The organism is Binatus sp. (SeqCode), from assembly GCF_049584895.1.
Lineage (GTDB): Bacteria > Desulfobacterota > Binatia > Binatales > Binataceae > Binatus.
Map to the genome: position 1 here is coordinate 48,181 of NZ_JBAUYR010000107.1, position 25,329 is coordinate 73,509.

Below are 25,329 nucleotides of genomic sequence, written 5' to 3' on the forward strand. Positions count from 1 at the left end.
CGCCGCAGGGCATGACTAAAGCCGATCTCGTAGATTTGATCTACGAGCGGGTAGGCTCCTCGAAAAAGGAAGCCTGTGACGTGGTCGAAGCAGTATTCGCGATCATCAGGGATTCGTTGCGCCAGGGTCAGAAGGTGAAAATTTCAGGCTTTGGCACCTTTCTCGTCAATCAGAAACATGCGCGCCGCGGGCGCAATCCGCAGACCGGCGAGCCGATCACTATCGACTCCCGCCGCGTGCTGTCCTTCAAGCCGAGCCAGGTGTTGAAGGAGCGGGTTAACAACGGCACCAAGCCATCGCCAGAGGTATGACGCCGATGCCGCGCCCGCCATCAGTACGGCGCCGAAAACCTGCCCCGCAAAAGCCGGCCACGATTACCGCGATTCCGGAGCGCGGCCTCAAGATCGGCGAAGCGGCGCGAGCGCTCGGCGTCGAGACCTACGTGCTGCGCTTCTGGGAAACCCAGTTCCCGTTCCTGAAACCCAAGCACACCCGCACCAAGCATCGCTTCTACCAGGAAAAAGATCTCGACGTGCTGCGTCTGATCAAGCGCCTGCTGCACGACGAAGGCTTCACCATCGTCGGCGCGAACAAGCACATCAAGGAATTTGGCATCGAGGCTCTAATGCGCGGCAAACCGGTCGCCAAACCCGCCCCGACGTCGCCAGCAGAGCATGCATCATCACAGGCGCCCGCAATCGACGGCCAGGCCCGCCGCGTCCTCAACGAGGTCCGCCGCGACCTCGAATCGATCCACAAGATTTTGGAAGACTGATTTCGTTTTCCTCAACCTCGAAGGGAGAGGATAAATGAAATAATCACTATCCTTTCTGCTCCGGGCGCTTGCCTAACCTGAGGAGTCTCCAATGGCGCAAAAAGTTGCGGACGTCATGTGGGCGATGCTGGCGAAGGCCGGCGTCAAACGCTGCTACGGTATCGTCGGCGACGCGCTCAATCCCGTGATCGACGCGCTCCGGCGCAACGGCGAAATCGAGTTCATCCACGTTCGCCATGAAGAGTATGGCGTCTTTGCCGCGGTCGCCGACGCCTACATGACCGGCAAGCCGGTCGCGGTTTGCGGAACCGCAGGCCCAGGGGTCACGCACCTTTACAATGGACTGATGGACGCGCGCAAAGAGGGAGCTGCGGTAATCGCCATCGCCGGCGATGTCGAGTCCAGGCTCATCGACACGTCCGCCCTCGAAGAGCTGAACCCCTACAAGTTTTTCGATACCGCGTGTTTGTACATCGGGCGAGTTATCAATCCCGAACAGGTGCGAGCGGTTGTGACGACCGCGATTATGACGGCAGTTGTCGACAAGGGACCGACGCTGATCTCGATGCCCGGCGATATCGCGGCGGCAAACGCGCCAGCGGATGCTAACGGCTTCACGATTCCCTCCGAGCCGATGTTGCGTCCGTCCGACGCGGACATGGACAAGCTCGCCGAAATGATCGAAGCGGCCAACAAGGTGGCGATTTTCGGCGGCGACGGCTGCCGCGATGCGCGCGATGAGGTGTTACAACTCGCGGCCAGGTTGAAGGCGCCGGTCGGATATTCTTTTCGCGGCAAGCAATGGCTGGAGCATGACAATCCCAATGCGGTCGGGATGACCGGGCTGCTCGGCTACGGCGGAGCGTATAAGGCCATTCACGATGCGGACCTGCTGCTGATGCTCGGCACCGACTTTCCGTTCTCGGAATTTCTTCCCGGCGCCAAGGTCAAGAAGGTTCAGATCGACAAGAACGCCAAGCACATCGGACGGCGAACCGCCGTTGATTTGGCGCTGGTGGGTGATATCAAGACGACGATCACCGCGCTGCTCCCGAAAGTCAGCGACAAACCCGACGGCACGTTTCTCGAAAGGCATATCGCCGAGACCAAATCGTTTCATGAACTTTTGCAGCACTACGTCGATAAAGGACCGGGGATAAAACCGATCCGTCCGGAATACCTGGCGGCGATCCTGAGCGAACTGGCCGCCGACGACGCGATGTTCTTCGCGGACACGGGGACGGCCTGCATCTGGGTCGCGCGGCACATCAAGGGCGGGACGAACCGGCGGATTTTCGGATCGTTTTCATGGGCCTCGATGGCCAATGCCGCTCCCAACGCATTCGGTGCGCAACTCGCATACCCCGGCCGCCAGATGATCGCCGTGTGCGGCGACGGCGGATTCACGATGCTCGATCTCGGCGACCTGCTGACGCAAGTACAGCGCAAGACGCCGGTGGTTCATATTGTCCTGAACAACGAATCGCTCGACTTCGTGAATATCGAGCAGCAGGAAGCCGGCATCGTTCCGTTCGGCGTCGATTTCAAGAATCCGAATTTCGCCAAGGTTGCCGAAGCGATGGGCGCGAGGGGCATCCGCATCGAAGAGCCCGGCGACGTGAGAGAAGGGCTCGCCGCCGCGCTGTCGCACAAGGGCGGTCCGGTCGTCGTGGATGCGGTCGTCGATCCCTACGCGCTGTCGTTACCGGCGCACGTCCCGTTCCACGTGGCCGAGAGCTTCACCCTGAGTCTCGCCAAACAGGTACTGAACGGAAAAATGGATTCGGTGATCAAGACAATCGAACGCAACGTCCGTTTGATCTGACGAAATGTGAGGACGCCCGTTTCTTGTGTCATCCCGAGCGCAGCCGAGGGACCCCGGATCGTTTAACGAAGCAAGGAATGTCGACTCACCTATGGAGCAAGGGACCAAGCTTTCTTTGATATCGGCCGCTCGTCTCCGCGTGCCATGTGTAGGTCGAAATTGCTTGCGTTCGTAAAAGATCCGAGGTCCCTCGGCTACGCTCGGGATGACACAAGAAAGAAACTACTACTCCGCGGCGCGTTCTTGCGAGGTCACGCGCACGCGAGCTGGCTCGCTCGTCGCTGCCGTGACCTGCGCGGTCGCAGGCTGATGAATCAGAACGCCGAGCGGTGCTAGATTCAATTCAGTGGCGCATTCTTCAGTTGCGCGATGCGCGATGCGTCCCGCTTCGACCATCTTCACTGCTATGCATACGCCGCCGGCGATCGTCAGCGCTGCCAGGCTGAGCGCGATTTCAGGTGGTCCTGCCATCGCCGCAACCGTTGCGATCGCCGCGCCCGCTGCCAGAGCCATCGTCGAGATTTGTGTGAACTTTATTCGCGCGAGCACGTGATTGGTGACTTTGCCTGCCTCGTGCTCCTCGTCTGCCGTCTTCAGCTCGATTCGGGTCCACGGATTCGGCCGCACCTCGAGGTCGTAGTCGTTCCATCCCGCATCGACTACTGCGCCATGCCCGCTGCGCGCGAACAGCTTCAGCATCTTGTCCATCAGGCGGTCGCGCGAGATGCTCTCGTTGTTCCAGTAGTCCAGCCGGATTGTGCGCCGGAGCCAGTTGATCGTCGCCCGCTGGCGCACGCCATCGGCACTGCCGAGTCCGGTCAGGGCCTTCGCCCGCGTCTTGTAGCGCATCATCGTTCGCACCATCGGCCCCGTGTAAGCAAGATACGCGATCAGGAGTCGCGCGGTGAAACTCTCGTGAGATTTTTCGAGCGGCGCATGGAACGCATAGTAGAGCGCCCAAATCGGGCCGAGCGCCAGCATCGCCGCCGCAGGAATAATCGACACGCCCAGCACCATCGACGCGACCATCGCGATTGCCGAGAGCACGGTCCACTCGAGCGTCTGCGGCAGAACCTTGAGCAGCGTCAGGCCGGGATCGAACAGCGACTGCGCACGCGCGGTGGCATTCCACAGCACGCGTTTGCGATTGCCGCCGGGAATCGTGCGCGCGAGTCCCGGAATCGTGCCGCGCCACGCAATCTGTCCCATGATATTGAAGCGCCCGGGATATTTTGGATACAGCATCGCTTCGGCGCGTCCATAGCCGCGCTGCTGTCCGTAGTAAGCCTGCACAGTGTTGCGCCGGAAGTGCCACACGAACGCGGCCGGTGAGAATCCCAGCCTGAAGCCCGCGTCGATCGTTCGCCAGCAAATATCAACGTCGTCGCCCGCGGCGGTGAACTGCGAATCGAAGCCGCCGATACTCGCCAGCGCCGCCTTCGAGAAGACCATGTTGCAGCCCGCCAGATGCTCCGCGCGATCCTCCGCGACCAGCACGTGGCACGGCGCGCCCGGCGATGCGGCGCAACTCGCTTCGATCCATCCGTCTTCGTGCGGCGCGTAATTTGGACCGCCGCATCCGTCGAAGTTGTTCTCGACAATCGAGCGCATCATCAGCGTCAGCCAATGCGGATCGACGACGCAGTCTGAATCGGTGTACGCGATAAATTCGCCGCGCGCCGCATGCATCCCGACGTTGCGCGCCATGCTCAGTCCCTTGTTGGGTTGGCGAATGAGCCGGAACTCGGGAAAGTCCATCGAGATGTCGGCAGTCTTGTCGCGCGACCCGTCGTCGACGATGACGACTTCGAAATTCGGATAATCGAGGCGCCGCAGCGACTCGAGACACGGCCGCATCGTGCGCTCGGCGTTGTACGCACATATTACGACCGACACCATCGGCATCGTCGCGGGCCGCGGCGGGCAGGTGCCGTTGAGCGTCACGAACGGCATCACATCCGACGCGCGCATCATCCGCACGCCAAGCCAATCGTTAGAAACCGGAGCAGGAACGGGAGGAGCAACCACGCCAGCGGCACCCGTGCCAAACGCCATTGCGACAGCCTCGTCCTGCCCCGGCGATGCGTCCCTGAATTCGATCATCACCGGCCGCGCTTCAGCGACGTTGTGCAAGGCGACGACGAAATCGCGAATCTCAAGTGGCGCGAGCGCAGGAATTTCCGCGTACAGAAAATCTTCTTCAAGAATCGAAAGTGCGCGAGTCTCCGGCCGCAGTTTTATTCCGACCATCGCTTCCGGCGCGCGTCCTTTGATCGTCTTCACGACGCTGCGCACTCGCCCCCGAGCGTCTTCGAGTCCGCCTGCGCGCAACGCGTCCTGGCTGATCTCACAATCGAGGATGTATCCGGCCAGCGCCGGATGCCGACTGAAAATATTTGCCGTGTGCGCGATTCGCGAGACAACTGATTTGAATCCGCGCCGGCTCGTCAGCTCATCCGCCGCTATTCTCAGCTCCACCATCGCGACCAATCCAGACTGCGCCGCGATATCGAGGCACGGCTGCGACTGCGCCTCCGTCAGCACCAGGCCGGTCGTGTGCGACGCCTTCAGTTCGTCGAGCCGCTTTCGTAGTTTGAGCTTCTGTCCAAAGTCGAGCGATCCGCTCACGTCGGTGAGGCGCATCGCCTTGAAAAAGAATTTCTGTCCTGCGCGAGAAAGGAACTTACCTTTGGAGGTGATGGGTTGAGTAGGTCCGGAGTTGGTAAGCATGGGGATTGGCTGTCCTCTCGATGAGGACCTAATTGCCAGAGCCATGCCATGTGAAAACTCCAACAGTTATGAGGCTTTTCCGGCCAACGCGCGCCTCGCGCCAACCAATTGGGATGGGCGCTGTACGATTTGCGCCTCGCGTCTTCCTGGCGCCAGCGATCAGTGAAATTCGCACGGTGCAAAATCAGGCGTATGCTTTACTAATGGACACGCTAGATTGGTTATTTTGCGAATGTTATAGGTCAATTGAAATAACTACTCTGAAATCTCCCGCCGGGTTTTAACGAAATGAAACTATCGCTCGCTTGTGGATGCTGCAGACCGTCAAAGTCCAAGATGCACCGCGAAACGAACGACCCCCATATCGAGCCTACCCCCGAAGAGCTGTATGCGATTAGGCAACAGCTAGCTGAAATCGAACAATCCTTATCGCGTCTATTCGGCGAGACAACCTGGAGCCGCACGCCCGAGTGCATCCGGATTCGCGCCGAAGCCGCCGATCTCATCGACCACCACTTCGACGGCATCGTCGCTCAATGGGGAGAATCGATCGCCTACATCGTCCACGGGCACTCCAAGTACGACGAGAAAGGCCGCCCAGACAACATGGCCAATTCTCTCATTCGTTTTATTGACCATCTGCGCGACCCCGACGACGTTAACACTTACGTTTACCTCCGCCGGCATTGCCAGGAGGGGATGCTTGCGCGGGCCAAGCCTTCTCAGTTCAACGTCATCCACATCGCGCTCAAACAAATCGTTCTCAATCACGTAAAATCCACGATGACCGGTCCTTCGATGGAACGGGTGCGTGATCTGGTGGTCGCGGCGATCGACGAGCGGCGCCTGATGGTCGCGCAATTTTACATCGAGTCGCGCGAACGCCTGATGCGCGAGTCGGAAGAAAAATATCGCAACACCATCGACCACGCGCCCGACCCAATGTACGAGATCGAGCCGCACACCTGGATCGTGCTGGGCCTGAATGCGGCCGCCATGAAGCTGCACCAAATGGAGTGGGAGCATGAACCCTCCTCGTATGAGGGCGACGTCCATAAAGACGTCATCGGCCGTCCGGTCCCGGACCTGGTGCCGCCTGAGTTGAGGCAGAGCGTGGTCGATAGCCTCGAGCAGGTTTTGCGCGACGGATCCGCGCAGACCCAGGAATTTCCGATCGGTCCGTTTTTCTTCGACGTAAATTCCGCGCTCATCACTTACGGCAAAAAACAATTCATCCAGATGATCCTGCGCGACGTCACCCAGCGTCGCGAGATGCTCGATTCTCTGCTCAAGGCCGAGCGACTGGCCGCGGCCGGCACTTTCGCGGCAGGGGTCGCGCACGAGGTTAACAATCCGCTCGCGTCGATCTCGTCGCTGGTTCAATCGATTCTGACCGGCGAGAACGACCCCGAGCGCCGCACCACGATGCACACCATCCTGTCGCAGATCACGCGCATCTCGAGCACGCTCAAGGATCTTGTAAATTTTGCGCGGCCCACCACCGCGCAACGCAAGCCGGTTGACGTCAACGGCCTCATCGCGGAGACGCTGCGGCTGATCACCTACAACAAGCGCTTCAGCGGAATCCGGGTTGAACCGATTCTCGCGCCTGACCTGCGACGTGCATTCGCCGACGACAACGAAATTCAACAGGTGCTGCTCAATCTGCTTTTCAACGCGGCTGATGCGGCCCCGGCCGAAGGCGCCGTTATTAAAGTGATCACCGAGAACCAGCGCCCGGGGCAGGGCGCGGACAAAACCCGGCGCGTGTTTATTAAGGTCGTGGATAACGGCATCGGCATCCCGCGCGAGCATCTCGAGCGCGTCTTCGATCCATTTTTCACCACCAAGCCCGCGGGCGCCGGCGTCGGCCTTGGGCTCTCGCTATGCCAGCGCATGATTCTCTCGAACCAGGGCACCATTCGCGTCGACAGCGAGGTCGGCCGCGGCACCGCGGTCACGATCACCTTGGGAGCAGCGGCCGAGGAAACGACGCGCGCCCAGCAGGCTGCGGAAATGACGGCATCCTGAGAGCCGTTCTATGGGCACCGACGCTACTATTAACGACGCTTCATGGACCGCGCAGGAACGTGGACCTTACCGGTTGCTGATCGTCGAAGACGAACCCTTGATGCGCTCGATCATCGTGCAACTCGCGCGCAGCGAGGGCTACGAGGTCATGGAAGCGCCGTCGGCAGCAGTCGCGCTCAGCATCTTCGAAAAAGAAAAAATCGATCTCGCGATTCTCGATCTTAACCTGACCAGCGGCGGCAGCGGCCTCGATCTGCTGCGCAAGATGCGCGAGCTCGATCCCGAGGTGATGGGCATAATCGTCACCGCTTACGCCAGCGTCGAGTCGGCGGTCGAGGCGCTGCACCAGGGCGCCTACGACTACATCACCAAGCCGTTCGCGAACGATCATCTGAAAAAGGTGATGCGCAATGCGCTCGAGGGCAAGGCGCTCTTCCGCGAGAACCGTTTTCTGCGCCAGGAACTACGCGAAAAGTACCGCTTCGAGAGCATCATCGGCAAAAGCGACGCGATCGAGAGCACTTTCCGCGTGATGGAAAAAGTTGCGCGCACCGACTCAAGCGTGTTGATCACCGGCGAATCCGGCACCGGCAAGGAGCTGGTCGCGCGCGCGATTCATTTCAGCTCGGAGCGCGCCAACAACCGCTTCCTGCCGATCAACTGCGGCGCACTTCCGGAGAACCTGCTCGAGAGCGAACTGTTCGGCTACAAGCGTGGCGCCTTCACAGGCGCGGGCCAGGACAAAGTGGGACTGCTCAAGGCGGCAGACAAGGGCACCATCCTGCTCGACGAGATCGGCGAGCTGCCGCTGGCACTCCAGGTAAAATTGTTGCGCGCATTGCAGGAGCGCGAGGCGTACCCGCTCGGCGCCAACGATCCGGTGGCATTCGACGTGCGCGTGCTATGCGCCACCAACAAAAATCTCGAAGCCGAGGTCAAAGCCGGTCGCTTCCGCGAGGAACTGCTCTACCGAATCAACGTCATCAATATAAATCTCCCCGCTCTGCGCGAGCGCCAGGACGACATCCCGCTGCTCGCCAACCATTTCCTGCGCAAGTACGAAAAGTCTCTGTCACGCACCGCGATGCGCTTTTCGAAAGGCGCGATGCGCCTGATGCTCAACTACGCATGGCCGGGCAACGTCCGCGAGCTCGAGAACACGGTCGAGCGCGCCGCGATTCTGGCCGAGACTGACGTGATCCATTCGCACGATTTGCCCGACAAGTTGCGCAGCACCTCGCCTGTGATAGCGAGTATCGAGAACACCGGGATGACGCTCGAGGAGCTCGAGCGCGAGCATATCAAGCGCGTGCTGGACAAGGTCGAAAACGACAAGGTCAAAGCCGCCCAAGTCCTCGGCATCCACCTCTCAACCCTCTACCGCAAAGTCCAACGCTACCACCTCGACGACGGCCCCCCCGTCCACCAGGAACCCGCCCGCTCCGCCTGATTTTCCGCTCCGCTTGAACCCGCGCCATCCGGTTCCCCTTCCCGCGCGGGCCGAAAAAGGGGGTTAGGGGTTAGGTTCTCCGGCATTAACCCGACCCGGGAATAACCGTGGCTATCCGCTGGTCAAGGATATACACTGAAAGCTGGAACGGTCGCATGCGGCCGCCCGGAGAAAAATATGGACCTCTTCGCTCCAACTCACCTCCTGATCATTTTGCTGATCATCCTGGTCATCTTCGGGCCCAGCAAGCTCGGCGATGTCGGCGGCGCGATGGGCAAAGCGATCCGCGACTTCAAACGCGCGATGAACGAGCCCGACAACGCGACCACTCCGCTGGCCAAACCCGACGAAGTCAAAGCCGCCGAAGCCCCCAAGCCCGACAAAGTTTCCTGACCCAGGCTCTCACGACGATAGATTGGCGGGTTTCTCAGTAAAATCCCTGCCGGCAAAAGGTCTCGCGCGAGCATTAACTGCTGTTGCATTGGCAGCATGCGCCATGAGCGTATGCGTCCATCTGATCGTGCTGCTCGGCTCTCACTCCAAAGCACTTTTGAACTTTCAGCTCGGTCTGAGCTTCGGAATTATCGTAATGTTTTTCCCCGCTTATCTGGCGCAGGAGCGCCTTCTATCTGAATCTTCCTCGCGCGATAGATTCCGCATGTTCGATCCAAGATTCAGCCGCAAGGTACGGCTCAAGATAATCTTTGCAAACAGCCGAGATGGCTCCGACAGACTTTAAAACGGGATCGGTTTTTACTATCTGGTCTTCTTCGCAGTTTTTCTCTACCGAACTTTTCCAAATAAGGCGAGCGAGAACGACGAAATTCTATTGTTGAGCGTGAACGCAGCAGCATTTTATTGTGCTTTCGCGGCGACACTCACGTCGTACGCACGCAGCGAACGTCCGCTCAGACCCGACGAGATCTGACCGGCGGCGTCTCACATCATCGGCTCGCCGCTCTTCCCTCTCTCTGAAAGGGAGAGGATCGAAGGTGAGGGTCCTTATTCAGCGAGCTTTTTCGCGCGCGACTCAAAATTCTGCTCTTTCATGAGGTCCAACATGAACCCGAAACGATACATCCTCACCGGCACTCCCGGATGCGGCAAAACTGCCATCCTCCGCGCACTCGAACTCGCCGGATACCCCGTCGTCGAAGAAGCCGCCACCGACATCATCGCTCTGGGCAATGCCCACGGCATCTTCGAACCACATACGAACCCCGTTTTCATCGACGACATCACTAATCTCCAAGTGCATCGCCAGATGCGCATAGCTGACGTGGCGGGCATCCAGTTCTATGACCGCTCGCCGCTATGCACCTACGCGCTCAGCGTATGGCTGGGCTTTCCCATCTCAACAACTCTCGCCGACGAACTCCAACGCATAAAGAACGAGCGCATCTATCAGGCACAGGTGTTCTTCATCGAGAACCTAGGATTCTGCGCGCCCACCGACGCCAGAAAAATCAGCTTCGAAGATTCCCTGAAATTTGAAAAAGTTCACGAGGAGACCTACCGCTCCTTCGGCTACGAATGCTTGCGAATCGCGCCTTCAGATCTGGCGGCTCGGCTCGAGCAAATTAAGCGCTACATCTCTGCTTCTGACTAGCTACGCGGCCGGCGCGCTTGTCGCCGGAATCTGAAAACCTGATCGCGCAAGGTAGCGGGCTGGGAAGCGTCCGTTGAAGACGAATCCCAAAACCAACAATGCCGTCGGCACCCCAAAACTTAAGAGCGGCTTGGCCAGGTTGCCCCCGACTATCACACCGATCACCGCAAAACCGATGTTGACCGTCATCAATCCGCACCAGACCAGCGTCATCAGCAGGTTCAGCCGGATGAAAACCGGATGCTCCCAGAATTCCGGCGGCGCATTTTCGCGGGCGTAAGCCGTGGTGAATGGACGGCCGACCAGGACCGAACTCCATGCGGCGATCGCGAAACCCGACCAGATGAGCACCGCGCTGTAAATCGGGAATATCGTCGATCGCACGCCGAACATCAGGATTGCGCCGATCACGAAAATCGTCAGCGTGGTCCCGTCGATCAGTTTGATCGAGATGCCGCGCCGGACCAGCACCGCCAGATAGACCAGGCAAAGGATCAGCCCGCCCCCGGTCGCCACGCGCCAATGATTGAAGCCGGAAGCCAAGCCGAAGACGACCCATGGGATGAACGCCATGACGCCCGTCGGAATTCCCGAAAATTTTCTTTGTTCCGCCACGCTCCCGCCCTTGGTTCTCCAGACTACATATTGGTTTTCGGATTATATACTCTTTTCACGCAAACTCGGTCAGTTAGAATTGTTCCGGATCTGACGTGAAACCCCTGCGCATCATGCTTTGGATCGCCGTCGCCGCCCTCGGCGCGTCCGCTCTCGGCGTGCTCGCGTTCTCGCGTGGCGAGGAACCCAGCGTTCTCTGGTTCGTCGTCGCCGCCATCTGCGTCTACGCCCTGGGCTATCGATTCTACTCGCGCTTCATCGCGAACAGCGTGCTCGAACTCGACGACGCACACGTCACCCCGGCAATCCGCCTCGACAACGGCCGCGACTACGTGCCGACGCCAAAGTGGATCACCTTCGGCCATCACTTCGCCGCCATCGCCGGCCCCGGCCCACTCGTCGGCCCGGTCCTCGCCGCTCAGTTCGGCTACCTGCCCTCGACCCTGTGGATCATCATCGGCGCCGTGCTCGGCGGATGCGTCCAGGATTTCGTGATCCTCGGCTACTCGCTCAAGCGCGACGGCCGTTCGCTGGGCCGCATGGCGTCGGACGAAATCGGCCCGGTCGCCGGCTTCACCGCGCTGGTCGGCGTGCTGATGATCATGGTGATCCTGATAGCCGTGCTCGGCCTGGTCGTCGTCAACGCGATGAAGCACAGCGCGTGGGCCACCTCGACCGTCGCCGCCACGATTCCGATCGCGATGCTGGTCGGTATCTACATGACGCATCTGCGCCCTGGCCGCCTCGTCGAAGGCTCGGTCCTCGGCGTCGGCCTCGTGATGCTCGCAGTGTTCGGCGGCCGCTACGTCGAAGGCTGGCGAATCGGCCACTACTTCGTGATGGAGGCGCCGCAACTATCCGTCTGGATCATCGGCTACGGATTTCTCGCCTCGGTACTACCCATCTGGCTTTTGCTCGCGCCGCGCGACTACCTCTCCGCCTTCATCAAAATCGGAACTATCATCGCGCTCGCACTCGGCATCGTCGCGATGCATCCGCCCGCCCTGATGCCGCCGCTGACGCAATTCACCAACGGCCTCGGTCCCGTCTTTGGCGGCAAGGTGTTCCCGTTCGCGTTCATCACGGTGGCTTGTGGAGCCATCTCGGGCTTCCATTCGCTGATAGCGTCGGGCACGACACCAAAGATGCTCGAGCACGAGCGCGATGCGCGCCTGATCGGCTACGGCGCGATGCTGATGGAATCGTTCGTCGCCGTGATGGCGATGATTGCGGCCGTGATGCTCCAGCCCGGCGTGTATTTCGCGATCAACAGTCCGGCCGGCGTGGTCGGCACCGGTCCGGCGGCGGCCGAAAAAATCAGCTCGTGGGGATACGCGGTCACCGACGCGCACATGCAGGAACTCGCCGCCGACGTCGGTGAGACCTCGCTCTATGCGCGCACAGGAGGCGCGCCGTCGCTCGCGGTCGGGATGGCGCACATCTTCTCGAGCTCGCTCGGCGGCAAAGCCGTGATGGCGCTGTGGTACCACTTCGCGATCATGTTCGAAGCGCTGTTCATCCTGAGCACGCTCGACGCCGGCACCCGCGTCGCGCGCTTCATGCTGCAGGACTTGCTCGGCCATCTCTACGCGCCGCTCGGCGACAGCGCTTCGTACGTGAATATCGTCGCGACCTCGGCGTTGATCGTTTCAGCCTGGGGCTACTTCCTCTACTTCGGCACGATCGATCCGTTCGGCGGCATCAATTCGTTGTGGCCGCTATTCGGAATCGCCAACCAGATGCTCGCGACGATTGCGCTATGCGTCGCGACCAGCGCGATGATTCGAAGCGGCAAGGCGCGCTACGCATACGTCACGTTGATCCCGCTGGTATGGCTGGTGGCAGTCACGATGACCGCGGGATTCGAGAAAATTCTCTCCTCAATGCCCAATGTCGGATTCCTCGCGCATGCCGCCGCGCTCGCGGCCGAGGCTGGGGGGTCAGGCGTGAGCGCCGCGCGTGTCGCTGAAATCAACCGGCTCATCTGGAACGATCGCATCGATACGGCGATGACCGCATTCTTCATCGCGGTGGTGGCAATCGTGCTGGTGGATTCCGCGCGCGTCTGGGCGAGGTTGATACTCGGCTCCGGCGGCGGCGCGAGCAACGCACAGCAGGCAGCCGCATGATGGTTAACTCGCGAATTGCATCGCGCGTTCGACTCGTGATCTCGACGCTCGCAAATGTAACCGGCGCGATCACGATCGAACTTCGTCGGCTCAATCGCGCGCGGATCGATTCAACCGCGCTCGCGAGCATGCAGCCGCGCGACAGGCGCAAGGCGGTGAAGGCGGCGCTCACGGCGCATCATCGTAACAGCTCGCGATGTTGCTGACATCCGGTTCCCCTTCCCACCATGGGAAGGGGTTAGGGGTTAGGTTGCACGCATCACCACAGCTTTTCTCTAGGTACTCTTTCTGCCGCTTCTAGGTACTTTTCCCCAACAATCTAGGTGTTTTTCCGATTCATCTTCAATCAAATTTGCTGCAACGTGGGATAGCAATTGGCTCGCATAGCGCGCAGAGAAAATTGGTTGCGCAGCGAAGCCCGCCAGGCATCGGAAAAAGGCGATTGTCGAATCTGGCAAATAATGGTCACCTGCCCGTCGCATCCGTTCCGCCGGACGCCAGAGGCGGAATCCGCTCGACAATGCAGGCGGCGCAATGGGATCAGGGTCTTCACATGGAGGCGCTGGCCAATCTCGCCCACGAACTCCGCTCCCCGGTGCAGGCAATCCTCGGCTACCTCGACATCCTGCGCGACGAATTGAGCAAAGAATTGGCCGGTCGCCACAAGCAGATTATCGATCGCATGAATGCCAACGCGCACGACCTCGCGCAGACGGTCGAAAACGTGATGGACTTTTCTGTCTCGGACGCGATGGCGGAGGCGTCGGACGAAGAGGAAATCCACCTGCATGATTTGATTGCAGACCTCGCGCTGGTGCTCGACGCGGCCAACGATCTCAAGGGCCTCGAGATCAGATTCGAACTGGAAGGCGCACCTGCCGTGTTTCGTGCGCGCCGTCGCCCAATCAACGCGATATTGCTCAACCTGGCGATCAACGCTATCAAATTTACCGACCGAGGCAGCGTTACGATCGCGATTCGCCTCGCGCAATCATCGCAACTTGGCTCTGCCGTCGAACTGGAAGTCCGTGACACCGGCCCGGGAATCGATTCCGCGATGGTGGCGCAGGCGTTCGCGCGATGCGCCCAGCTCTCGCATTCCAGTATCCGCACTCACCGTGGAATGGGCTTGGGACTCGCCGTCGTTCAGCGCAACGCGGAAGCACTCGGGGCAAAAATTATCGTCAAAAGCGAACTGCCGCAGGGCTCGTCCTTCCTCGTCATCGTCCCACTCGCGAATTCAATAGGAGACGCTCATCCGATACGTACCTGAGCGAACACCGTGCAGGGATTACCCCTGCCCAAGGAAGCTAGAAACCCACGGTGGTTTCACATTCAATCGAGTAGAGCGAGGTTGCGCCGCCACTTAGCGATAGTGGCGCATCAGCCCGACCACGACGCCGCGAATCGCCAGGTCACCTTCGCCGACCATGATCGGTTGCATCGTCGAGTTCGCCGGCTGCAACCGGATCTGTCCGCCCGATTCGCGATAGAACTTCTTGACGGTCGCCTCATTGCCGATCAGCGCGACCACTGTCTCGCCATTGTCGGCGCTGTCGCGGCCTTCGACGATTATGTAATCGCCGTCGCGGATGCCGTCTTCGATCATCGAGTCGCCCTTCACCCGCAGGCAAAATGTATTGTCGCGACGGACGAAGTCGTCGGGCACGCTGATCGTTTCGTCGTTCTCGACCGCCTCGATCGGCGCGCCTGCCGCAACGGTGCCGAGCAATCGGATCGTGGTCGGCGCCTCGCGCTTTTCCGACGCCGCGACTTCGAGCGCTCTGCTATGATTGTGTTGCCGCTTGATGAAGCCTTTCTGCTCGAGATTGTGCAGATGCTTATGCACGGTGGCGAGCGACGACAGCCCGAAGTATTGGCCGACCTCGGCCAGCGTGGGTGCGTAGCCGTGTTCGCTGATATAGTCGTTCAAGTAGTCGATCAACTGCTTCTGCCGCTTGGTCAGCGTCGCCATAGGCTTCTCCCCTCGCTATTCCTGACGCCTTAGATCATGGCGAAAATCAGGCGAAGATGCAAGCGCTTGAGCTTTGACGGTTTCCCTGCCTCGATCCAGCGCATAATCTTTAATGACGACTGAATCCCATGGCGAAACTGCGAATCCAATTCGAAAACGGCGACCCCGAAAAAGTAATCGAGTTCGACCCCGCCAAGGCGCCGTTTCATCATGACGGCAAGCCGGGATCGATTCTCGACGTGATGCTCGGCCACGGAATCCATCTCGAGCATGCATGCGGCGGCAATTGCGCATGCACCACCTGCCACGTGATCGTCCGCCAAGGATTCAACAAGCTCGGCGAGGCGAGCGAGCAGGAGGAAGACCTGCTCGACAGGGCGCCGGGCCTGACGCCGACCTCGCGGCTGGGATGCCAGGCCGTCATCGACGATCCCAACGCGGAAATCGTCGTCGTAGTCCCGCGCTACACGATTAATCAGGTCAGCGAGGCGGCTGAAGAATGACCCCCGATTCGCCAGTTCCGGCCGCGAAGCGCTCGACGCTGAATGCGCGTGTCGAGAAGATTTTCGATCACGCCTCAGACACGCGTTCGCTTTTTCTTTCGCTCACCAGCGGCATGCATCTGCGATTTGTTCCCGGGCAGTTCATCTCGATCACGATTCCACTGGGCGACGAGACGCGATCGCGTCCGTACTCGATTGCGTCGGACCCCGAAGATCGCGGCCCGTTCGAGATTTGCTTCAATCGCGTCGAAGGCGGGCGCGGGGTGAATTGGCTGTTCGAGCGGCGCGTCGGCGACCTGATAGATTTCAGCGGACCGTTCGGCACGTTCACGATCGACCTAGCGCCCGAGGCGGAGTTGGGATTCATCGCGGAGGGCACAGCAATCGCGCCAGTTCGTCCGATGCTGAAGCGGGCACTGGCGTCATCGTCAGCGGCGAAGATCCATTTGATTTATGCGGCGCCGGATCGCGAGCACATCCTCTATGCCGCCGAGCTCGACGAGATTGCGAACAGCGCGCCGAACTTTTCGTTCGAGACGGTGATCGCGCCTGCCGATAAGATTTACGATCGCGTGTTCGAGATGGCGCAAGCGCGATGGATCGACGCCGGCGCCGACCGCACTCGCCACTTCTACATCTGCGGCGTCGGTAAGGGCGTAATCCGACTCCGCGATCTGCTCCGAGGCGCCGGGTACGAGCGCCGCTCTGTGCACTACGAGCAGTGGTGACGGTCTTCGCTACTTCGCAAATGCTTTCCTGAGCGCTTCGGCGGACTCGTCGATCGCGAGCTTGCCCTTGTCGAGCGCCTCGTACATCGAAAAGAATCCGTGAATCATTCCTTCGTAGCGCGTGACAGTCACCGGAACGCCGGCCGCGCGCAGCTTCTCGCCGTAAGTCTCGCCCTCGTCGCGCAGCGGATCGAATTCCGCTGTGATGATCAGCGCGGGCGGCAGCCCCTTGAAGTTTTTCGCCAGCGCGGGCGCGACGCGAGGATCTTTGCGGTCAGCGGCAGTGCGCAGGTAATGATTCCAGAAATAAACTATGTCGTCCTTGGTCAGAAAGTAGTCGGTGAAAGTTTTGTGCGAGTAGGTGTCGAGCTCGGCCTCGGTCGCGGGGTAGATGAGCAGCTGGAACGCGATCTTCGGCCCGCCGGCATCGCGCGCAAGCTGCGAAATTACCGCGGAGAGATTTCCGCCCGCGCTGTCGCCGCCGACCGCGAGCCGGTTCGCATCCGCATTCAATTCTTTGGCGTGCGCGGCGACCCACTTGGTCGCGGCGAAGCAATCTTCGACGCCGGCGGGAAATTTGTTCTCGGGCGCGAGCCGATAGTCGACCGACACTGTCACGCATCCGGCCTTTTTTGTCAGCGCACGGCACGGACCGTCGTGCGTATCGAGTCCGCAAATGACCCATCCGCCGCCGTGGAAAAATACCAGCACCGGAAACGGTCCCGTGCCTTCGGGCGTGTAAACTCGAATCGGAATCTCGCCGGCCGGACCGGGAATTTTGCGATCCTCAACCTTGGCGACTTTTTCAGCTCGCTCCGGCGGCACTCTGAACATGCCTGCGGTCAAGCGACGCGCGTCCGCCGCCTCGAGGCTATGCAACTTGGGTCCATTGGCGGCGGCAATTTGTTCCATCAGGGCCTTTGCTTGCGGGTCGAGCGGCATAAATTTCCCTCCGAACGAAATCGTCGCGAGAATTCGCGGGCACTCTTCAATTTCTTTCTTAGACCGGAACGGTCTGCGGCGACAAGCGGCTCGTGCTATGCAGTGAGCGCGGACAGGAGACTCATTGCGCCTGGATGCCCGTCGATTCTCACGCCGCGCGCAATCGCGCCTTCGCGCTCGAGCCGGCGCGCCGCGCCCTCGACCAGCGCCGCATCGATTCCGAGCAGCCGCGAGATCGCACGCTCGCTGCCGAAGGCTGCGGTCTCGAAATACTTGGCGACGATCACGTACGCCGCCTCTTTGCGGGTGAGCTTGCGGGCTTGTGCAATCGCGTCGGGCCATCGATGATCCATCGTGTCCCACACGTAGCTGAAGGGGTCGGCGCGCTCGTCCACTTTGAGCGCGAGAAACTTTTCCTGCAGCTCCGCCATCGCCCGATCGAACACCGCCCGCCGCGACGGTTGCGCATACCCGCTCGACAGCTTCAGCACGCGAGTCTCCGCCGCGCCGCGTTTCGACAGGGCGTCCATCACCAGCTTGCCGCAATTCGACAATCCGCCGCGCAGGTACAGCTTGCGATAACCGCCGGGCTCGATGCGCAGCCTGAGAAACGCGCCCAGCATCTCGCGCGCGATGAAACTCGGTCGTCGCGCGATCACTTTGCCGTAGTAAACGGCGCGCCGCTGCGGCAGCGAGTCTTTGATTCGCCACGTCATCCCGATCGCGTAGTCGTGCTGGATATGCTCCGGCATCGACGGCTCGCGCATGCCCGCGATCGCCTCGCGCAGGCAGGGCACTCCCATTCCGGCCGTGAATCCGGTGCAGAATCCAACTTCCTCGATAAACTTGAGCGCGCTCTTCTCCCCAGTCACCCGCCGCGACGCGACGCGCCTGAAATGATGGTCACGATGACGCTCGAGCGCATCGAGAATATTGGTCATCGTGGGAGATGTTACCGGTCGCGTCGAGAGCAAAGTAGCGTCCTCGCAACTTTGCGATTGATACTGGGTGCAGGGGTCACCCCTGCTGCCCCGCGCGCAGCGGTCCTGATCTCCCGCCCGACACTGCGCTTATCCCGAAATTCGCTCGACGCAGTTCGCGAAGATTTTGCGGTAGTTGGTCTTCACCGCGAGTCCGCGCGTGATTCCTTCGAGGCCTACCAATGCGCGAATCAGAAACACGCTATGCGCGGGCGATTTGTAGAGTCGATTCACCAGCGCGAGTTCGCCGACCATCGCGGCCTTGCCGACAGTATCGTATTCGAGCGGATCGACGGCGCGATTCACCCGCATCGGCTCGAACAGAATATGGATGATACGCACCATCGGCGCCGCGTCCTGATCTCGATCGAGATAACCCAGCTTGACCATCGCCGCCGCGAGCGATTGGTCGTCGCCGCTCAGAATCGCGCGTGCGACCTGCACGTTAGCTTTGCGCACTGGTTCGGGGAAGCGCCGAATCGATCCGAAGTCGAGCACGCCCAGGCGAGGATGATGGCTTACGAGGTAGTTGCCCGGATGAAAATCGGTGTGCAGCATTCCGAACTCGAGAATCTGCCGCCACGCGAACTCATGAATCTTGATCGCGACCCATGCGCGCAGATCGGCGTCGACCTCCGGCCCCATCACGTCCGCCAGCGGATAGCCGTCGACGTACGTCATCGTCAGCACTCGCCGCGAACTCAGTTCCTTGATGACGCGCGGAATCATGATTTCGGAATCCGCGCCGAGACGCCGGCCGAACTCCGTCATGTTGCGCGCCTCGTTGACGTAATCGAGCTCCTCGCGCAGGCGCTGCTCGAGTTCCTTGTATACCGCGCCGGTATCGATTTGCTGGCGCATCACGTCATGACCAAGCGCCTGCAACGTGCGCAGCAACAGCTTGAGATTCTGCAGATCCTGCTCGACGGTATCCTCGACCCCCGGATACTGAATCTTCACGGCAACGTCGGCACCGTCGCGCGTGACCGCGCGATGCACCTGGCCGAGCGACGCGGCGGCAAACGCGGTCTGATCGAAACTTTTGAAGAGCGCTTCGGGACGCTTGCCAATCTCCTTGCGAATCTGTTCCGAGATAGTCGCGTAACTCATCGGTGGCACACTCGATTGCGTCGCGCGCAGCACGTCGAGCGCCTCGCCCGGCAGCAGGTCCTTGCGAATCGAGAGCATCTGGATGAGCTTCATGAACGCGCCGCGAAGCTGCGTCGAGCTTTCGACCACTCGTTGCGCGTTGCGGATGTGAGTCTCGAGCAGTTCACGCTCGCGCGCGGGTACGCTCAGAAACGGCCGCCGCAATTGATTCCACAGGTAGCTGGAGCCCACCTGCGACGCGAGCTCGCCCATCTTGATCGCGCGGCGCGCGCGCCCGCTGGTGATTGACGTGCGTTTCGCCATCAGCGTCCGTCGCGCTCGATTCCGACGCGGTTGATCAGCGTGGCCGCGAGGGCAGCGCCGAAACCGTTGTCGATATTGACGACGGTGACGCCGCTTGCGCACGAGTTCAGCATTCCCAGCAGCGCGGCGAGACCGCCCATCGACGCGCCGTAGCCGACGCTGGTCGGCACCGCGATTACAGGCTTGTCGACCAGGCCCGCGACGACCGAGGGCAGGGCGCCTTCCATTCCGGCGACGACGATGAGCACGCTTGCCTCGCGAATCGTGTCGAGGTTGGCAGTCAGGCGGTGAATCCCTGCGACGCCGACGTCGTACACTCTCGCCACGCGATTTCCGAACAGCTCGGCGCACAGCGCGGCTTCCTCGGCGACGGGAATATCGGAAGTGCCCGCGCTGATCACCATCACGACGCCTTGTCCCCACGGCTCAACGCGTTCCTTAACCACGGCACCGATGCGCGCATCGGCGTGATATGCCAGCGCGCGAATTTTGCGTTTGACGACGCGCGCCTTGTCTGCGTCGAGCCGCGTGATTATCAAATTTGTTCCCGACGCGAGAACGCGCTGTCCGATTGCCGATAGCTGATCCGCAGTTTTGCCCTCACCGAAAATAACTTCAGGAATTCCGCGCCGGACGCTCCGGTGATTATCGAGCTTGGCGAATCCAAGATCCTCGAACGGCAGCTCGCGGATATGCTTGAACGCCGCGCCGGGGGTCATCCTGCCCGCGGCCACACCGTCGAGGATTTCACGAATTCGTTTTTCGGTCATCGCCGCTTGAGAAGTTCCGGGCGGATCGGACGTGCAAGTGTCAGCATCAATTCGCGCACCGCGCGTGCGTCGCTGCGCGTGACGGTGATCGTCAACTCGTCCTCGATTAATTTTTCGCCGGGTTTTGGAATATGCCCGAGTCGTTCGACCACCAGTCCACCGATCGTAGCATACTCATCCGCCTCCGAAAGCTTGAGGCCGAAGCGCTCATTCAGTTCCGTGATCGGCGCACGCCCCACGACGGACAGCGCGCGCGGACTGATAACTTTGGCCAGCTCTTCGCCGAGATCGTGTTCGTCCTCGATATCGCCGACGATCTCTTCGATCAAATCTTCCAGCGTCAGAATTCCGGCCGAGCCGCCGTACTCATCGACGATCACCGCCAGATTTTCGCCCGTGCGCTGCATCGCGACCAGCGCTTCGTCGAGCGGCATCGATTCGGGAAAATAACTGACCGGCCGCATGATGTCGCTGACCGGGCGGCTGAGATCGGGCGCCTGCAGAAGATCGAAAACGTGAACGACGCCGACGATGTCGGTGATTCGACGCCGGAACACCGGAATTCGGCTGAAACCTTCGCGACGGACAGTCTCGATCGCCGCAGCCAGCGAGCTCTCCTCCGGAATCGCGTCGACGCCCACCAGCGGCACCATCGCCTTGCGCGCCTCGGCTTGCGAGAAGCGAAAGATGCGGCTGATCATCTGCTGTTCGGAGGGCAGGATCGCATCGTGCGACAGCTCGGACGCGTCGGTCGGCCGGCGCCGCATCAATCGCGCCAAATCCTCGCGGCTCAGGAACACGCTCTCGGCGTCGGCCGGCACACCCGCGAGGCGCCGCAGCAATCTGCTCAGCAGGGTCTCGACGTAGAGCAGCGGCGCGAGCACCATCGCGAGCAGTCGCAACGGCCGCGCGGCGAACAGCGCGAACGAAAGCGGATTCGTCAGCGTCAGCAGCTTCGGTATCGACTCGCCCAGCACCAGCGTGATGGGAGTCAGAATAAACGGCGCGAGATAGACGAGATGCGGCCTCAGTTGATGCAGGAAGCTGGTGAGCAAGACCGCCGCAATAACAGTTGCGACATTGGTGCCGGTCAGAGTGAGCGCCAGCAAACGATCGCGACTGGCCAGCAATTTGTCGAGCACCTGCGATCGAGCGTGTCCGCTTTCGCTACCCGCGCGAACTTTCAGATCGTCCGCGGATACCAGTGCGATTTCTGCGGCGGCGAAAAACGCCTGCACCAGAAGGCATCCGAACAACGCGGCAATCAGCCAGATCGCAGTCATCGATGCAGCCTCACCAGCTCGACGGCGGCGCCGCGCACACGTTCGACGGTGGCGTCGAATTCACCGAGCCTCAGCTTTTCTCCGGAACGCGGCACGCGCCCGAGCCGGCGAAGGATCAGGCTGCTGAGCGTCTTGCCGCCGCCGTAGGCATCGATAACCCGTGAGGGGGCGAGAGCATCCGCCAACTGGCCCAGCCCGACCGCGCCCGACGCCGCCCATTCGTCTTCGGACACTCTGGTGAGATCGGGAACTTCGCTGTCGAACTCGTCGCGAATCTCGCCGAATAATTCCTCGAGCAGATCCTCGAGCGTCACCAGGCCAAGCAGCCGGCCATACTCGTTGACCACCAGCGCGATCTGAAAGCGTCCGCGCCGCATCTCGTCAAATAGATCCGCGAGCCGCTTGCCGGGCGGAACAAAATAGGCCGGGCGGACCAGCCGCTCGACCCGCGGCGGCGATGGCTCCAGGCGCCGCGCTGCGAGATCCTTGGCGTGCAGGATGCCGACGATATTGTCCTGGCTGTGGCGATAGACCGGCACCCGCGAGAAACTTTCGTGCGCGATTTCGGCCACCAGTTGCGCCACCGGCATCTCGATGTCGAGCGAAAAAATTCGATCGCGCGGCGTCATCACCTCCGACGCGCGCCGCGCGCCGAAATCGAACACGCGATGAATCATCGCGCGCTCGGCGGGTTCCACTTGTCCCTGGTTTTCGCCGAGCCTCAGCAGCGTCTTAAACTCCGCCTCCGAAACCGGGCCCGGGCTCGACGCTTCTTGAAGCGGCGCAAAATACTTTGCGAACGGATGAACGAAATCGGTGAGCAGCGCCAGCGGACGCGCGGTGATCCGCGCCAGCGCCGCCGGAAATCCCAGTGCGAACGTCTTCGGCGTAATGTCGCAGAACAACAACACGATCACGAGCATGGCGGGCGCCGCGACAATCGGTCCCCATTTGTTGCCAAGCCACGCCAGCAGAATGATCGTCGCGAAGCAGTCGGCGAAGATATTGCACGCCTCGTTCAGCCCGATGATGACGATCAACGACTCGAGCGGTCGGCGCATCAGGCGGTCGAGCGCCTGCTGCACGGACTGGCTCATCTGCTCGCGCGTGTGCTCGAGCCGCGCCATCGAGAACAGCGCGGTCTCGGACGCAGCCAGCATCGCGCTGAGTACGATCAGGATCAGAACCGCAAGCGGGAGAATTGAAATCATCAGTTCCATTTAGCCGCGCGACCGCAACTGATCCCATCCTGCGACAATCGGCGCGCTAGCACCAATCACGTTCAGCCGCTTGCCCCGAACGATCGTGCCGATTCGCCGCACACCGACGCGCAAGCGCCGCGACAGTTCGGATTCGCTATGGCCGGGCTTCACGCAGAAGACCAGTTCGTAGTCCTCGCCGCCCGTGAGCGTATGCGCGAGGTCATCGCCCATCAACGCGCGGTAGGCCGGCGAGACCGGTATTCGCGACGCGTCGAGTTCAGCGCCGACGCCGCTTCGCTCGAGGATGTGACTCAGGTCCTGCATGAGTCCGTCGCTGATGTCGATCGCGGCGGGCACGGGCCTGAGAGCCGCGAGACGTTGCCCCGCATACAGCCGCGCGTGTGGACGCAGAAATCGTTCGACGAGATATTTTCTCGCCGCGCGATCTCGTTTTGTATTTCCGCCAGCCTTCAACTTGCCCGCCAGGATTCGCCAGCCGAGCGCCGCATCGCCGAGCGTGCCAGTCACGAAAATTTCGTCGCCGGGCCGCGCCGCATCCCGGCGCATCACACCGCGTCCGACTTCGCCCAGCAGCGCGATCGTAATCGACAGCTCGCGCGAGCGCGTAACATTGCCGCCAACTATATCGGTGGAGGATTCGCGCGCAGCATCGCGCAGGCCCGAGTAGATTCGCTCGAGGGTCCGCGACGTAATTCCTTCACGCACGCCGAGGTTCACGACGCACGCCGTCGGGCGTCCGCCCATGGCCGCGATGTCGCTCAGGTTGATCGCGAGCGCGCGCGCGCCAAGAGCTTGCGGCGGACACCATCGCAGATCGAAATGAACATTCTCGACCATGCTGTCGATCGTAAACAGCGTCGATCCGCGCGGCCGCGAGACGATCGCGCAATCGTCGCCGACGCCGAGAATCGTGCGACGGCTGTGACGGATGTCCGCGGTGAGTCGCGCGATCAGTTCGAATTCGCTGGAGAGTTTGCCGGACGCGACGGACAGTTTCCTCACGGCGTGCGCGCTTTCGCATTGGTCGGTTGCACCACAATCGGAAATTCCACGACGAGAGTCAGTCCTCGCCTGCCGTCCGCGAAGCGGGCGTGGGTCCGTCCTCCTGCCGCCTCCGCCATCCTGCGCGCGATATACAGTCCGAGTCCGCGCGCGGCGCTGCTATTACCGTTTCTGTTGGGCCGCTGGAACAGCGCATCGAGTTGCTCCTGCGAAAGAGTAGGGCCGGTGTCAGTGACTTCGATCGCGATCGCTTCATTTCGCACCCCGGCCCGCAACGTGACGTCTCCCGTCGCCGTCCTGCCGAGCGCATACGCGAGGATGTTTCTCACTATCCGCTGGAAGTGGCGGCTATCGAGCATGCATGCGGGCAACCGCGTGATCTCGATGCGAAGATTCAGGCGTCGACGCCGCGCCTGCAACCCGCAATCTTCGGCGATCTCGCTGAGCAGTTGATTCGGATCCAGCTCCGCCGGCGACGCGACGATGTCGTCGTCCTGCGCCTCGTAGTAGTCCAGCACGTTGCTCACCACCAGATCCATGTTCCACGCAGTCGAACCGATTCGTCCGAGCAGGTCGGTCCGCTCCTTTGGACTGGTGTCGACATCCTCGAGCAGGTTGACGTAGCCGCTCAGCGCCGCGACCGGGCTGCGGATGTCATGCGCCATCGTCGCGATTTGGGTCTGCCGAAACCGCGCCGCTTCCTCGAGGTCTTCGACCTGTTTCCTGAGACGCCGGCGGTACCGCTCGATAAAGATCGACGTGTATTGAGCGAAGATCACCGCAGCGCCCAGGCCCATCCAGCGGTACATCCGGTACGGCGATTCGATCGGCACATAATATTCACCCGCCGCGTAGCCCAGTACCGCCGTCGCAGCCATTGCGAACTGCCAGCGCGTGCCCCAGCTCACGAACGCCGCGGTTGCCAGCGGACACAGCATGATCGCGATAAAGCGCGACTCCGGATCTCCGGTCTCCCGGCTGATCAGTATTAACGTCGCGATCAGAACCAGGTTGTAGAGCAGGATCCAGAGTTTCCAGCGCCGCTTGAACGAACGCGTCCATGACAGACCGAAGAGCAGGCAGGTGGCGGCCAGGATCAACCAGTGGGGGTCGGTCCCCGGCGCAGACTTTCCCAGCACTTGCTGATCGTACGCGAGGTACGCCAGCAGCATGAAGATTCCGAGCGCGCCGGCGAGCTTCAGGACTCGCAGCGATTCCTCGTCATCTTCGGTCCAGTTGAACTCCGAAGTGACGCGGCTGCGCCCCAAAAGTGTCGGCTCCGATGAGCCGTTGTATTTGCTGCCTTCCGCCACCCAGGCTCCCCCGGCAATTCCCCATGCCGGCCC

The 25,329-nt window shown here is 61.0% G+C and carries 24 protein-coding genes; 13 read left to right on the forward strand and 11 right to left on the reverse strand.

Annotated features, from left to right (window positions below):
- Positions 1–11 precede the first annotated feature (11 nt).
- From WB650_RS19060 to WB650_RS19070, 3 genes are all read left to right on the forward strand, one after another.
- The gene (locus WB650_RS19060) at positions 12–311 is read left to right on the forward strand and encodes an integration host factor subunit alpha (protein ID WP_422298369.1); all 300 of its coding nucleotides are present in this window, start codon (positions 12–14) and stop codon (positions 309–311) included.
- Between the two features lie 5 nt (positions 312–316).
- Positions 317–775: a MerR family transcriptional regulator gene (locus WB650_RS19065; protein ID WP_422303165.1), complete on the forward strand. Its 459-nt coding sequence runs from the start codon at positions 317–319 to the stop codon at positions 773–775.
- A 91-nt stretch (positions 776–866) separates the two neighbouring features.
- Positions 867–2,600 (forward strand): thiamine pyrophosphate-dependent enzyme, encoded by a 1,734-nt coding sequence (locus WB650_RS19070; protein WP_423961624.1) that lies wholly within the window; start codon positions 867–869, stop codon positions 2,598–2,600.
- Between the two features lie 225 nt (positions 2,601–2,825).
- On the opposite strand, the gene WB650_RS19075 is transcribed toward WB650_RS19070, so the two are convergent.
- The gene (locus WB650_RS19075) at positions 2,826–5,330 is read right to left on the reverse strand and encodes a glycosyltransferase (RefSeq protein WP_422303940.1); all 2,505 of its coding nucleotides are present in this window, start codon (positions 5,328–5,330) and stop codon (positions 2,826–2,828) included.
- Positions 5,331–5,666: 336 nt separating this feature from the next.
- Here WB650_RS19075 and WB650_RS19080 point away from each other — a divergent pair, with 336 nt between their 5' ends.
- The 5 genes from WB650_RS19080 to WB650_RS19100 all read left to right on the forward strand — a co-directional run bounded on the left by WB650_RS19080 (position 5,667) and on the right by WB650_RS19100 (position 10,420).
- Positions 5,667–7,361 carry a two-component system sensor histidine kinase NtrB gene (locus WB650_RS19080; RefSeq protein ID WP_422303939.1) on the forward strand — a complete coding sequence of 565 codons (1,695 nt, stop codon included), beginning with the start codon at positions 5,667–5,669 and terminating at the stop codon, positions 7,359–7,361.
- A 10-nt stretch (positions 7,362–7,371) separates the two neighbouring features.
- A complete protein-coding gene (locus tag WB650_RS19085) occupies positions 7,372–8,811 on the forward strand; it encodes a sigma-54-dependent transcriptional regulator (RefSeq protein WP_422303938.1) in 1,440 nt (479 codons plus the stop codon).
- Between the two features lie 177 nt (positions 8,812–8,988).
- Complete coding sequence (gene tatA, locus WB650_RS19090; protein WP_422303937.1) at positions 8,989–9,204, forward strand: twin-arginine translocase TatA/TatE family subunit; 216 nt, start codon at positions 8,989–8,991, stop codon at positions 9,202–9,204.
- Positions 9,205–9,226: 22 nt separating this feature from the next.
- Positions 9,227–9,550 (forward strand): hypothetical protein, encoded by a 324-nt coding sequence (locus tag WB650_RS19095; RefSeq protein ID WP_422303936.1) that lies wholly within the window; start codon positions 9,227–9,229, stop codon positions 9,548–9,550.
- A 321-nt stretch (positions 9,551–9,871) separates the two neighbouring features.
- Entirely contained in the window at positions 9,872–10,420 is a 549-nt protein-coding gene (locus WB650_RS19100) for an ATP-binding protein (RefSeq protein WP_423961627.1), read from the forward strand.
- Here the strand turns inward: WB650_RS19100 and WB650_RS19105 are convergent, their stop codons facing one another.
- Complete coding sequence (locus tag WB650_RS19105) at positions 10,421–11,035, reverse strand: hypothetical protein (protein WP_423961628.1); 615 nt, start codon at positions 11,033–11,035, stop codon at positions 10,421–10,423.
- Positions 11,036–11,148: 113 nt separating this feature from the next.
- Between WB650_RS19105 and WB650_RS19110 the strand changes: the two genes are divergently transcribed.
- From WB650_RS19110 to WB650_RS19120, 3 genes are all read left to right on the forward strand, one after another.
- Positions 11,149–13,164: a carbon starvation CstA family protein gene (locus WB650_RS19110; protein WP_422307446.1), complete on the forward strand. Its 2,016-nt coding sequence runs from the start codon at positions 11,149–11,151 to the stop codon at positions 13,162–13,164.
- Positions 13,161–13,370 carry a hypothetical protein gene (locus WB650_RS19115; protein ID WP_422307413.1) on the forward strand — a complete coding sequence of 70 codons (210 nt, stop codon included), beginning with the start codon at positions 13,161–13,163 and terminating at the stop codon, positions 13,368–13,370. Before WB650_RS19110 ends, WB650_RS19115 begins: the two co-directional genes overlap by 4 nt.
- Positions 13,371–13,606: 236 nt before the next feature.
- Positions 13,607–14,437, forward strand: a complete 831-nt coding sequence (locus WB650_RS19120; RefSeq protein ID WP_422307415.1) for a sensor histidine kinase — start codon at positions 13,607–13,609, stop codon at positions 14,435–14,437.
- 93 nt (positions 14,438–14,530) lie between these two features.
- Here WB650_RS19120 and lexA read toward each other — a convergent pair whose 3' ends face one another.
- Positions 14,531–15,139 (reverse strand): transcriptional repressor LexA, encoded by a 609-nt coding sequence (gene lexA / locus WB650_RS19125; protein WP_422307417.1) that lies wholly within the window; start codon positions 15,137–15,139, stop codon positions 14,531–14,533.
- A gap of 128 nt (positions 15,140–15,267) precedes the next feature.
- Here lexA and WB650_RS19130 point away from each other — a divergent pair, with 128 nt between their 5' ends.
- Positions 15,268–15,642 carry a 2Fe-2S iron-sulfur cluster-binding protein gene (locus WB650_RS19130; RefSeq protein ID WP_422307419.1) on the forward strand — a complete coding sequence of 125 codons (375 nt, stop codon included), beginning with the start codon at positions 15,268–15,270 and terminating at the stop codon, positions 15,640–15,642.
- Positions 15,639–16,370, forward strand: a complete 732-nt coding sequence (locus WB650_RS19135; protein ID WP_422307420.1) for a ferredoxin--NADP reductase — start codon at positions 15,639–15,641, stop codon at positions 16,368–16,370. The genes WB650_RS19130 and WB650_RS19135 overlap by 4 nt, the downstream gene beginning before the upstream one ends.
- A 9-nt stretch (positions 16,371–16,379) precedes the next feature.
- Here the strand turns inward: WB650_RS19135 and WB650_RS19140 are convergent, their stop codons facing one another.
- The 8 genes from WB650_RS19140 to WB650_RS19175 all read right to left on the reverse strand — a co-directional run bounded on the left by WB650_RS19140 (position 16,380) and on the right by WB650_RS19175 (position 25,296).
- Positions 16,380–17,312, reverse strand: coding sequence for an alpha/beta hydrolase (locus tag WB650_RS19140; protein WP_422307422.1), 933 nt, complete (start codon positions 17,310–17,312; stop codon positions 16,380–16,382).
- 95 nt (positions 17,313–17,407) lie between these two features.
- Entirely contained in the window at positions 17,408–18,286 is an 879-nt protein-coding gene (locus tag WB650_RS19145) for an AlkZ-related protein (RefSeq protein WP_423961632.1), read from the reverse strand.
- A gap of 96 nt (positions 18,287–18,382) precedes the next feature.
- Positions 18,383–19,705, reverse strand: a complete 1,323-nt coding sequence (locus WB650_RS19150) for an ABC1 kinase family protein (RefSeq protein WP_422307426.1) — start codon at positions 19,703–19,705, stop codon at positions 18,383–18,385.
- On the reverse strand, positions 19,705–20,475 hold the full coding sequence (gene larB, locus WB650_RS19155; protein WP_422307428.1) for a nickel pincer cofactor biosynthesis protein LarB: 771 nt from the start codon (positions 20,473–20,475) through the stop codon (positions 19,705–19,707). The genes WB650_RS19150 and larB overlap by 1 nt, the downstream gene beginning before the upstream one ends.
- On the reverse strand, positions 20,472–21,758 hold the full coding sequence (locus WB650_RS19160; protein ID WP_422307430.1) for a hemolysin family protein: 1,287 nt from the start codon (positions 21,756–21,758) through the stop codon (positions 20,472–20,474). The genes larB and WB650_RS19160 overlap by 4 nt, the downstream gene beginning before the upstream one ends.
- Positions 21,755–22,969, reverse strand: a complete 1,215-nt coding sequence (locus WB650_RS19165; RefSeq protein WP_422307432.1) for a hemolysin family protein — start codon at positions 22,967–22,969, stop codon at positions 21,755–21,757. The genes WB650_RS19160 and WB650_RS19165 overlap by 4 nt, the downstream gene beginning before the upstream one ends.
- A 9-nt stretch (positions 22,970–22,978) precedes the next feature.
- Positions 22,979–23,983: a thiamine-phosphate kinase gene (gene thiL, locus WB650_RS19170; RefSeq protein WP_422307434.1), complete on the reverse strand. Its 1,005-nt coding sequence runs from the start codon at positions 23,981–23,983 to the stop codon at positions 22,979–22,981.
- Positions 23,980–25,296 carry a sensor histidine kinase gene (locus tag WB650_RS19175; RefSeq protein ID WP_422307436.1) on the reverse strand — a complete coding sequence of 439 codons (1,317 nt, stop codon included), beginning with the start codon at positions 25,294–25,296 and terminating at the stop codon, positions 23,980–23,982. The genes thiL and WB650_RS19175 overlap by 4 nt, the downstream gene beginning before the upstream one ends.
- Positions 25,297–25,329: the final 33 nt, after the last annotated feature.